We start from the raw sequence: 11169 nt of genomic DNA on the forward strand, positions 1-11169 counted from the left end.
GTGCCCGGTTACTACGAAATCCGGCACACGGTCGGATTCGAGGAGACCAACCTCGTCGGCAACGTCTACTACGTGAACTACCTGCGCTGGCAGGGGCGATGCCGGGAGCTCTTCCTCAAGGAGAAGGCCCCGCTGGTGCTCCGGGACCTGCAGGACGACCTGAAGCTGTTCACGCTGAAGGTCGACTGCGAGTTCTTCGCCGAGATCACCGCGTTCGACGAGCTGGCCATCCGGATGCGGCTGGAAGAGCTGACCCAGACGCAGATCCAGTTCTCCTTCGACTACGTGCAGCTGAGAGACGGCCTGGAGACCCTGGTCGCCAGGGGCCGGCAGCGGATCGCCTGCATGCGCGGGCCGAACACGGAAACCCTGCCCACTCGAGTGCCCGAAGCGCTGCGGGAGGCGTTGGCTCCCTACGAGGAAAGCCGTGCCGTCGACGCGGCGCGGAGGGCATGACATGAACAAAAACGGGCAGTTCGTCCCGGTGAAGACCATGGAGACCCGGCCGGCTTCGCTTCGCGAGGTGATGGCGGCGTTCGCGACCGGGGTCACCGTGCTGACCGCGGCGGGCGTGCGCTGCCACGGCATGACTGCCAACGCGTTCACCTCGGTTTCGCTGGACCCGCCGCTGGTCCTCTGCTGTGTCGCGAGGACCGCGCGGATGCACGACGCCATCACCTCTGCCCGGTGCTTCGCGGTATCGCTGCTCGGGGCCGGGCAGGAGGACGTGGCGCGCTACTTCTCGGACAAGCGGCGTCCTCGCGGGCTCGGGCAGTTCGACGCGGTCGGCTGGACTCCGGGGCCGCATACCGGCGCGCCACTGTTGTCGGATTCGCTGGGGTGGCTGGAATGCGAGCTGGCCGAGTCCTACGCCGGCGGCGACCATTCGGTCTTCATCGGCCGGGTACTGGCGTCGAACCGCGGCGCGGGCCAGTCCGGGCTGGTGTTCTTCGGCGGCGGCTTCCACCAGGTCACGTCGGGCAACGGTGACCGCGGCAAGTGAGGAGAAGCCGGAAATGACCCGTGCGGACGAGTACGCGCCGGAGCACCCGCTCTCGATGCGCTTGCTGCGCGAGCGGCACGCGGCACTGCGAACGCGGACGACCACGGGCAACGAGGACACGAACGGCCGGCAGCGGGCACTGGGCAAGCGAACGGCCCGCGAGCGGTTGGAACTGCTGCTCGACGACGGCTCGTTCCTGGAGATCGATCGCTACCGGCGCCACCAGGCCGCCGGCCCGAAGCTGGACGACCAGCGCCCGCACACCGACGGGGTGGTCGTCGGCTCCGGTCTGCTCGACGGGCGCCAAGTTTTCGTCTACGCGCAGGACTTCACGATTTTCGGCGGGTCGCTCGGCGCCGCGCACGCCGCGAAGATCCACAAGGTGATGGACCTGGCCCTCGCGACCGGGTCCCCGATCATCGGGCTGAACGACAGCGGCGGCGCGCGGATTCAGGAGGGGGTGATGTCGCTGGACGGCTATGGCGGCATCTTCCGCCGCCATGTCGAAGCGTCCGGCGTGATCCCGCAGATCAGCGTGGTGCTCGGCCCGTGCGCCGGCGGTGCCGCCTACTCGCCCGCGCTGGCCGACTTCACCTTCATCGTCCGGGACACCTCGAAGATGTACCTCACGGGGCCGGACGTCGTCGAGGCCGTCAGCGGCGAGCGGGTCAGCCACGAGGAACTCGGAGGGGCCGACGTCCACGGCGGCGTCTCGGGAGTGGCGACCTTCGTCTACGACGACGAAGTGACCTGCCTGGAGGAAGTGCGGCAACTCGTGTCGCTGCTGCCCTCGAACAATCTCGAGTCCCCGCCCGCCAAGGCGGCGCGCGGCGCGGTGGGCGACGTCCGGCCCCGCCTCGCCGAAATCGTCCCGGTCGCGCCCAACCAGCCGTATGACATGCGGCTGGTTGTGGCCGAGCTGGTCGACGACGGCGAGTTCCTGGAACTGCACGAGGGCTGGGCGGCGAATGTCGTCTGCGCGCTCGCGCGGATCGACGGCCAGGTGACCGGGCTGGTCGGCAACCAGCCCATTGTGCTGGCCGGGGTGCTGGACGTTCCCGCGGCGCAGAAAGCGGCCAGGTTCGTGCGATTCTGCGACGCCTTCGGCATCCCGCTCGTGACGCTGGTCGACGTGCCGGGTTTTCTGCCCGGCACCGAACAGGAGCGGGCCGGCATCATCCGGCACGGCGCGAAACTGCTTTACGCCTACTGCGAAGCCACGGTTCCGCGAGTCCAGGTGATCGTGCGCAAGGCCTATGGCGGTGCCTACATCGTGATGGACTCACGCTCGATCGGCACGGACCTCTCGCTGGCCTGGCCCACCAACGAGATCGCGGTGATGGGGGCCGAGGGCGCGGTGAACGTGCTCTTCCGGAAAGAGCTCGCGGCGGCGGCCGACCCGGCTGGTCTCCGCGCCGAGCTGATCGCCGACTACGTCGCGCGTTTCGTCCACCCGTACTACGCCGCCGAACGGGGACTGGTCGACGATGTGATCGACCCGGTCCACACGAGGGCCGTCGTCGCCCGGAGCCTGAGCATGCTGCGGGAGAAGCGCAAGCAGCGGCCGCGACGCAAGCACGGAAACATGCCACAGTAACGGTTCGGGGCAAATCGGGACGGCGACTGGCAGGGGGAGAAACGCGATGGCGGGTGGGGAGCGGGTGCCGCACAGGGTCGCCTACCGGCAGGTGCGGGCGAACGTCGGCCGGTTGCTGCACGACCGTCCGGACGCGGCTGGATACCCGGTGCCCGCCTGTCCCGGCTGGACTGTGCGCGACCTGGTCGCGCACCTGGCCGAGGTCTCCTCGGCGGTGATCTGCGGCTGGGAGGGGCGCCCGGACAGCGCACGGCTCTCCGGCGAAGGACTCGGGGTCGAGGTTCTGCTCGCCGAGTGGAACGCCATGGCCGAGCGGGCGGACCGGCTGTTGTCGGAGGCTGATCCGCGGCAGGGCGGCATCGCCGTCATGGACGCGTTCACCCATGAGCTCGACCTGCGTTACGCCCTGCGAGTGCCGCCGCCGGCCGAACATCCGGCGTACCCCGGTGCCCTCGACACCTTGGTCCAGGGTTTGTCCAGGTCACTGACCGCGCACGGCCTGCCTGCGCTCGGTCTTGAAGCCGAGGGCGACCAGTGGGTGGCAGGTGCGGGTGAGCCCGGCGCGACAGTTCGCGCCGACCGGCTCGATCTGTGCCGCTCACTCGCCGGACGGCGCACTCCGGAGCAGATCGGCGCGCTGTCCTGGGACACCGATCCGACCCGTTGGCTGCCGGCCTTCACCTGGGGCCCGTTCCGGCCGCCCGTGGAACCCCTCGCGGAACCCCTCGCGGAACCGCTGTCGACCGCTCGGCAGGACGCCGGCCCGACATCGGCTCCGAGACACCGATCCGGCCGCTGAGCGACCCCTGCAGGCAATCCGTTCGCCTGCCGGCCAATCCCGCGGGCGCCCGCGGCCGCGATGCCCGGGTCCTGGACGCCTGGCGGAATGCTGGCTGCGGTCCCTGGCCGCGCTGTATCCGGGGGAGCGGGTGAGGCTGGTGTCCGTGGTTCCCGCGCCTGCGGTCCTGGCACCTGGAACCCGGCTCAGGGCCAATCGCCATTTCCTCGCTCTCAGACGACTGAAGCCCCGCTCCTCCGGAGAGGAACAGGGCTTCTGACCTGCAAATACTGCTGGTGCGCGATACTGGGATTGAACCAGTGACCTCTTCCGTGTCAGAGCTAATTACCCATCCAAATGGCAACCTGCTCAGCGGGGTCCTGGGTACGTTTTAGCTGGTAGAATGGGGTGTATAGATCCTGTTCGGTGTTGATCTATGGGGCATCATTACACAGAGTCCACGGTCAAACGACGGTCAAACGATCATGAAGCGGGAGCGGTGATGGGATACCTGAAGGAGAGGAAAGATCGAAACGGAGCCACCCGTTACACGGCTTACTACCATGACGCGTGGGGGGAGGAGCGTTCTGCTGGAACGTTCGGCAGCAAGAAGCTCGCTAATAAGGCTTGGCAGGATGAAGAAGCCAGCGTCCGGAAGGGGCGCATTTGGGACCCCGCACGAGGGCGTATCAAATTCGCGGCCTACTCGGTAAAGCAGTGGCTTCCAAATCACCAGATGGAATTATCAACTCGCCAGACCTATACGTACACACTGCATCGGCACGTGGTGCCTAAGTTTGGCAAAATGGCAATGGTTGACATTCTGCCGGAACATGTCCGCGAATGGATCAAGTCCCTCAAAGAGAAAGGCGTTAATCCGCCAACGATTCAAAAGTGCATGACGGTTATGTCCGCCATCTGCACAACCGCGTTTAATGACAAAATAATTTGGCTTCACCCGTGTCGGGCGGTGAAGATTCCCACCATTGAAGAAAATTCGATAGAAGTCATCACTCCTGAGCAGTTTGACCTTATTTACCAAGCATTGCCGGACGCGGACTCTCAACTGTTGGTGGAAACAGGTATTGAGACCGGCATGCGGTGGGGTGAGCTTACGGAGTGCCGAGTGAAGGACCTCAACTTTACGACTCGGATCCTGTTGGTGCGGCGGGCTGTGGCTGAAATTAACCCGCGATTTCATCCTGAAGGAAAGCGTTTCGTTGTTACCCCTTATACAAAGAACAAGAAGAAACGTCGGTTTAAGTTGAGCGACCAGATCGCTAATAAGCTCAAGGCGCATGCAGAAGCTCAAAGTCGTGGACGTGAGGATCTGTTCTTTCTCAACAGAGACCAAGGAACGCCGACGCCTGTTCCTATGAAGCCCAACCTGGAAGACCTTGGGGATACGGAACCCAACGACAAGGGCAAGACGTATAAACATGGAACGTTAAGCGGTTACAGTCTCGGGCTGTGCAGGGATGATTGTTGTCGGGCCGCTATGGCGGCGTATCGGGCCGAGCGGCGTGCTGCGGGCAAGGACGCTCCGCGAAAGCGTCGTGTGAGGGAGACTGACGAGGACGGGCACATTTCGGCCGATTGGTTCAGGCGACGAGTTTGGAAACTCTCCGTAGAATCCGCTGGGGTCGGGCATCCGGTGCGCATTCATGATCTCCGACATGCACATGGGAGCTGGCTACTGGCTGGCGGCGCGGATCTGCAAGTGGTGAAGGAACGTCTTGGGCATGGCTCCATCAAGACAACGGAGCGCTATCTGCACACTCTCCCGACGGCCGATGAGACCGCGCTCAACGCGTTGTCAAAGATCCGTAACCGCTAAAGGTCTGAATTTCACTCGCTGCCGGAGTTGGTGGACGAGACTGTCGTGGATGCTTCGTCTTCCGTGCGCAACCGTTCCAAGATCGCTGAGATGAGCCTGGCAAGCGCGGTCGGATCGGGGCTCGATGCCTCGATCCGACCGCCCACCGCTAGGCCGTCCGGAAGTCGTGCCCGCATGCTTGGCAGGTGATCGAGGCTTGTTCGAGGGTGCTGGGGGCGACGCGGATTTTGCGGGAGCACAGGCACAGGGCGACCGCGAGGTTGCTGCCGCCTCCAGGTTTCGTGGTGGTGCTTTGCTCGGCGTGTCGGTAGGCGGTGATGGCGTGGTTGATGGCGGTGATGGTGTCGGCGTAGCGGTCGGCGGTCTCGGGAGGCACGGTGGTCACGCTCCACCCGATGCGGGGGTCGTTCTCGACGGTGAGTCCGAGTTCTTCAGCGATAGCACGGAATTTTTGGTTGTGGTAGCGGCCTTGCCGGGAGGTGTCTTGGATGTGGCGGGTGTGGGCGAGGCCGTGCGCGGCTTCGTGTAGCAGTGTGCCGAGCACGTCAGCGGCTCCGCGTCGCAGGCCTTCTCCGGAGACGAACAGCTCCGGCAGCCGTTCGCTGTCGTGCTGCCAGCGTTCGGCGGCGAAGTGGCCCAAACGGAGGGTGCCGACTTTGGCTCCGATGCTGCCCGATCCGATGGTGAGCACCACATCGGGCACGTCGGCGTGGCGGGCTTGGATGATGATCCAGGCGGTTTCCAACGCGTGGACCAAGGGGCTGGTGATGCTGGCACTCATGGCGGTCTCTCTCCCTGACGGGCTTTGACGCTTAAGGGTCAAAGCGCTTGTTTGTCGTCGAGGGGTGCCGACCTGGCCTCGCCTGCTGGCGTGATGTCCGGCCTAGCCGGTCCCCTTTCCCGATAGGGAGCCGCCGTATGTGGCTGGACGGGTGTGTCAAGGCATCTTTCCCGCCTTGACACGGCTGGCCGGCTATATAACAATCCGGCGTTCGAGGAAGGGGCTTCTTCCTTGTATCCTTTGGTTTTTCGACCGCAGAGGTCGTTGCTGTGTTCGCTCTGTCGCACGATCGCCGGGGCGACGGCGTCTCAGGCGTTCTCGCGGCCGTTGACCCTCACCCGGCCGTCGACGGCGAACGTGTGGTCAAGCCTCGGTTGATAGGCGATCGCGTCTCCTGCATCCGGCTGTGGGAGCGCTGCATCGTGCACACCCGGTACTCATCCCCGGGCAACTGGATCGACCGTCAGGAGGTGCCGTTCGCGCGATTGACGGTAGCGGCTGGTAGCGAGTGCACCCGTTCGACTGAAGAACAAGGCCACGACCTCCTACTGAGGTTCCTCGGGAACTCGGATGTAACGCCGTGGAGTGAGCTATGCGACTAACCGTGCATGCCGATCATCCCTGAGGCCATCCCGATGGTGTGTGCCCACTGCTCGAAGTCGGTACTCGGCCAGACCGAAGGAAGCCACCAAGGCTACGACCCGGAGCATGGACCGCCGCTGTTGAGCTTGTTGATCAGCTGCACCAACTGCGGCCAGTCCAGCTTGTTCCTCTCCGAAGACTATGGAGGCGGTTGGGATGAACCGGCTCGTGTCTGGCCGGCGCCCGGACGACGGCTCGGGCTCTCGGTTCCGCGAGAACTCCGTGATGAACACGAGCAGGCGCGACTCTGTTTCGAGGCCAAGGCGTACACCGCCGCCGGAGTGATGGTGCGCCGGACTCTGGAGGGCGTGTGCGCGGTGAAGGGAACCACCAAGCGCACGCTGTTCGAGGGGCTTCGGGAGATGAAGGAATCCGGAGCGATCGATGAGCGCCTGTTCGAGTGGGCGCAAGCCTTGCGGATCTTGGGCAACCAAGGCGCGCACTACACCGGAACGCAGATCTCGCGAGAAGACGCCGAGGACGCGTTGGACCTGTGCGAGGCGCTGTTGGACTACATGTTTGAGCTGACCGCGAAGTTCACCGCGTTTCAGCAACGGCGCAAGCCGCCCTCCGCAGGCGAAGACCAGCAGTGATGGGTGATCCGACGCCGTGGTGGGGAACGCTCGTCGTGGCTGCTGTCGGCTTCGGTGGCGTGCTGTGGACTCAGCTGGCGACAGCCCGACGGGAGAGGCGGCGTAGTGAACGCGAGGAGCGGGAACGCGGCCGGGTACTCCGTGCTGAGCTGTATGCCGAGTTCTATCGGGTAATGGCGGAGTTCCGGCGGATCGCCGAGGAGTACGGCACGGGCCGGGTGCCCAAGACTGAGGCCACCGCGCTTCGGGATCGTTTGCGCGAGGTCGCTGACGACGGCGCAGACGTGTTCGGACGATTGCGCCTCCTGGCGGCTCCGGCGGTGGTTGACGCCGCTGAAGCGGTGATAAACGCGACCGACCGGTATCAAGGGGTTCTCCTGCGCGGTAGCTCCACCGAGGACGACATGACGCGGATGCAACGGTCGTTAAAAACGGCGGTGGACGCCATGCGAGTCGACGTGAATCCGGACGAGCCTGCCACGATCGCCCGCCGCATGCGCGGTTGGCTTCGCCGGCCAAGTCGACTTCGGCGCGTCGATGAGCGCCGTGAGTGACTGATCAAGGCTTCGTGGGTCGCTGCCGGGTGGGTCCCGGGGACCGGCCGCCAGGCCGCATGCCCCGGGTGCCCGTCCCGGCAGCGCGGCCCCGCAGGGGCCGCCTTGATGAAGAGAAGAAACTTTGAACGCGGCACGCCCAACGTCCCTGTCGTGGTTCGACTGATGCTTGACACACTGGCTTCACCTGACGCTTGACACCGCCGGTCGCGGGTTCGCTGTCACGAACATGTTCGTTCGTGATGAGGGCGCTCGGGCCTGATGTTGGTGGAGCTGAGTGTGATCGAGCAGCGGTATCACGCCGTGTTAGCGGTTCTCGGGGGTGAGTCGGCGGTGTCGGTCGCGGCCCAGGTGGGGGTGTCGCGGCAAAGGCTGGCGTGCAATTGGTTACCAACTTGTGACCTGTGCAAACAAGCGTCGCGTCGTCTGTGCAGGCCACAAGCTCCAGCAGCCGATGCGACGGGACATGCGCGTGACGGTCTAGCATTCGGACCTTCGAATATTGCGCGTGGCGTCCGGCAGGTTGGAGTTTAGGTCTTGTCGAGAGCGTCGAGCGCCTCGGGTGCAAGAGAAGCGATGGGTTGCGTATTTCGACGTTCTTGCCAGGTCTTTAAGGGAACCATTCGAATGCCGAAGTCAATGAAATTATTTGAAATTCCGAACCCGCCACCTCGCTCAAATAGTATCAGTAGAGGCTCATAGAGGTCAGGAAGGTCGGGGATGCCCGCCGTCGATGCGTCACGCAAAGTGGCCAAATGAAGCGATGACTCGACCACGATACGCACCTGAGGAGATGCGATATACACCGAAATCTCATCAAGCTGCTTGATAGTTTTGGGATCTGCTCGAAGGTTGGGATCTAAGTGCGCGGCGACATCTAAAAAGGGCCATTCGTCGCCCGCATCGAGGGCGTCAGCCCAAATTGCTGCACGCCGGAGATACTCCACCATTAACCGCGCACGGGATACTTCGTGCTCGAATTTTGCATCATCGTTCGCCCAGTCGATCGCCAAGATTCGCGCAAGCGTTTCCTGTGTGGCACTGTGGTTCATAGGCCAAGCCCTTCCCTTGCTGCTTGAACAACGTCATCCAAATTGGACAGATCTTGAGAAATTCCGCCTGGAGGTGGCGTAAGTCCTTGCTTTTTCCAGTGACGCAGTAGGTCGGTTTCTGGATTAGATTGTTCGCCTAAAGGTGCAATCATGTGCGCAGAAGGATTTTTGGGGTCCCATACAGGACCGGTCTCATCCCAGGTGGACGGCTCGGGAGAAAGATACGGGATTCCAGTTTCTTGCATGAGGCGCGACTCGACATATTCATGTGCCATCAGTGAGCGAAACTGGTTGTATTCTTCCGAGTCTAAATTGTCCCTGGCTGCCCAATCCCACAGATTTGAGAAGGCAACATTAGGGACGAAGTGGTCGTACCTAACCTTTTCTAATCCGGGACCGTCCGGAATGTCATGCTTTCGGACAAACAGGTTTTGCCAGGCTTCCTCAAGCACCTCGGCGTTTAGGCCCGTGTTTTTGGCGATAATCGGGATATCTTCAGGCGAGTTTCGAATTCGTTCGTATGCGGCGAAGGCCTTGGGGGTGTCGCCCGCCTCAAGTAATCTGCCGCCACCAGTCCAGCCGACTGCGTGTGTATAGTTTCCAGAGATCGTATCCGTACTGCGAGCCCCTGAACTCCCGTCAGCTTCTTGGTTAAGCATCGACGAAACCAGGGGGCGAAATGAGGAAATGGCTTCACGTTTGAACGCTTCCGCCGGACGATTATTTCCCTCAGGCCTAGATCGCGTAGATTTCAGTGTTTGCAATTCTCTATTCGAAATCGAATCGCGTACTTGATTCCAAAATCGTTCCTGTGCGGCCACTTGCTGACCACCGTGTAGAACACCGTTAGATGAATACGACAGAGTTCTACTGAGAGCACGTGCGGGTGCTTTGAGTGTTTGGGACAGGCGGCGTAGTGGTCGGGCAGCGCCCCATATAAGTGCGGTGGTGATGCCCGCGATCCCTAGTTGCGCCATAACGGGCATGTTGGCGGCGAACACCGCTTGCAACAGCAGACTGTGGACGCCCGCGAGAGTGGACACCACGAGCAGGTTGAACCCGACGATCCCGGCAACCTTGGCCAGAGTGCGCAGCAAGCCGGGATGCAACAGCGCCATCAACCCCAGCAGCGGCGAGGTGATGATCAGCAAGCGGAGGATGACTTGCGCCAGCAGCACCGTCAACGCGGCCAGGAACGGGAACAGCGCGTAGGTGACGCTTTCGAGCAGGGCGAGGAGTCCGGCTCCGATCCTGCCGCCACGCTCGCCGGTGAAGCTGTCCGTGGCGGGTCCGAGTTTCCCGGAAATGTCGATATAGGACTGTTTTTTGGCGTCGATCACGCTGACTTTCGCGTCGTCGCCGTTGACCAACTCGGCCACGCTGAACGCTTGCGCATCCAGGAGCGGACGTCCGAACTGGTCGGCTTGCGGCGCAGTGGGTGCGCCGAACTCTCCGCGTAGCCAGTTCTGGTAGATGATCTGGTTGTGCAGCTGTCTCGGGAACGCGTCGGCGGCGGGATCTCGGTCGCTGTCGGGAATGAACCCGTTCTGGATGTCGGTGGTGAACCCGACCACGGCGTGGTCGAAGGGTTCGAGGTAGCGCAGCAGCACCACCGAGGACGCGGCAAGCCAGAGCGCGGCGAGGCCGTAGAGGGCGCGTTTGCTGACGGTGGCGAGGTCTCCCCGCCACACCGACCGCAGCACGATCAGCGACAGCAGCAGCGCGCACAACGCGAGAAGCTGGGTGTAGATGTTGGTGTAGACCTTGTTCGCACCGGACTGCACCGCGCGGTAGATCGGTCCGAGGAGGGTGCTGTCGGTGACGGCGTGGTGCAACCCGTTGGTGGATGCGACGAGGAGTTTCGCGCCGTTGAACAGGAAGTTCCCGGCGTCGGTGGCCAGGTCCCCGGTGGGGTCGCTGAGCGAGGCGAGCGGTCCGCGACAGTTGGTGTGGAAGGTGTGCCAGACCATGCCGGCGTAGCCGTAGGTGTCGTACGGGCTCGGGTCGCTGGTCAGACCGGGTGTGTCGATCGTGCCGACGAGGCCGGCTCCGGGGCGTTGGGGGTTGGGGGCCTGCCCGCAGTCGTCGGCGAAGGCTGGGGGCGCGCTGATCACCACCTGACAGCCCAGCACAAACACCACGGCCACCAGAGCACGGTACTGCGACCCAGGCGAACGAGCTGGCCTCGATGAAGACCCGGTGCGGCCCATACGGCGTCGCGCCCGCCAGCAGCCGAGGGCGGCGAGAAGTGCCGCGATGGTGATGGCGGTCATGCGGGCCGCGTGCGAACGTGGCCGTGACCTGCACGCTCGGGTGTGCCGCGTCCGTCCGA

General features: G+C 63.5%; 10 protein-coding genes. 7 read left to right on the forward strand and 3 right to left on the reverse strand.

The annotated features are described in order from the left end of the window. The 5 genes from BMY97_RS34855 (at nucleotide 1) to BMY97_RS34875 (ending at nucleotide 5215) form a co-directional block, all read left to right on the forward strand. A complete protein-coding gene (locus BMY97_RS34855; protein WP_091625649.1) occupies nucleotides 1-456 on the forward strand; it encodes an acyl-CoA thioesterase in 456 nt (151 codons plus the stop codon). Between the two features lies 1 nt (nucleotide 457). Continuing rightward, entirely contained in the window at nucleotides 458-1003 is a 546-nt protein-coding gene (locus BMY97_RS34860; protein ID WP_091625651.1) for a flavin reductase family protein, read from the forward strand. Between the two features lie 13 nt (nucleotides 1004-1016). Then, on the forward strand, nucleotides 1017-2600 hold the full coding sequence (locus BMY97_RS34865) for an acyl-CoA carboxylase subunit beta (protein ID WP_245787655.1): 1584 nt from the start codon (nucleotides 1017-1019) through the stop codon (nucleotides 2598-2600). A 46-nt stretch (nucleotides 2601-2646) separates the two neighbouring features. Then, nucleotides 2647-3399: a maleylpyruvate isomerase family mycothiol-dependent enzyme gene (locus tag BMY97_RS34870; RefSeq protein ID WP_091625653.1), complete on the forward strand. Its 753-nt coding sequence runs from the start codon at nucleotides 2647-2649 to the stop codon at nucleotides 3397-3399. Between the two features lie 481 nt (nucleotides 3400-3880). Next, a complete protein-coding gene (locus tag BMY97_RS34875) occupies nucleotides 3881-5215 on the forward strand; it encodes a tyrosine-type recombinase/integrase (protein WP_091625927.1) in 1335 nt (444 codons plus the stop codon). A 148-nt stretch (nucleotides 5216-5363) separates the two neighbouring features. On the opposite strand, the gene BMY97_RS34880 is transcribed toward BMY97_RS34875, so the two are convergent. Continuing rightward, complete coding sequence (locus BMY97_RS34880; protein ID WP_091625656.1) at nucleotides 5364-5996, reverse strand: hypothetical protein; 633 nt, start codon at nucleotides 5994-5996, stop codon at nucleotides 5364-5366. Between the two features lie 608 nt (nucleotides 5997-6604). On the opposite strand from BMY97_RS34880, the gene BMY97_RS34885 reads away from it, so the two are divergent. Then, the gene (locus BMY97_RS34885; RefSeq protein ID WP_091625659.1) at nucleotides 6605-7231 is read left to right on the forward strand and encodes a DUF4145 domain-containing protein; all 627 of its coding nucleotides are present in this window, start codon (nucleotides 6605-6607) and stop codon (nucleotides 7229-7231) included. Further along, nucleotides 7231-7785: a hypothetical protein gene (locus BMY97_RS34890; RefSeq protein WP_143086365.1), complete on the forward strand. Its 555-nt coding sequence runs from the start codon at nucleotides 7231-7233 to the stop codon at nucleotides 7783-7785. Before BMY97_RS34885 ends, BMY97_RS34890 begins: the two co-directional genes overlap by 1 nt. Nucleotides 7786-8315: 530 nt before the next feature. Here the strand turns inward: BMY97_RS34890 and BMY97_RS46380 are convergent. Continuing rightward, nucleotides 8316-8837, reverse strand: a complete 522-nt coding sequence (locus BMY97_RS46380) for a hypothetical protein (RefSeq protein ID WP_143086366.1) — start codon at nucleotides 8835-8837, stop codon at nucleotides 8316-8318. Then, the gene (locus BMY97_RS46385) at nucleotides 8834-11110 is read right to left on the reverse strand and encodes a magnesium transporter (protein WP_143086367.1); all 2277 of its coding nucleotides are present in this window, start codon (nucleotides 11108-11110) and stop codon (nucleotides 8834-8836) included. The genes BMY97_RS46380 and BMY97_RS46385 overlap by 4 nt, the downstream gene beginning before the upstream one ends. Nucleotides 11111-11169: the final 59 nt, after the last annotated feature.

Origin of the sequence: Amycolatopsis saalfeldensis (assembly GCF_900110575.1) — a bacterium.
Classification (GTDB): domain Bacteria; phylum Actinomycetota; class Actinomycetes; order Mycobacteriales; family Pseudonocardiaceae; genus Amycolatopsis; species Amycolatopsis saalfeldensis.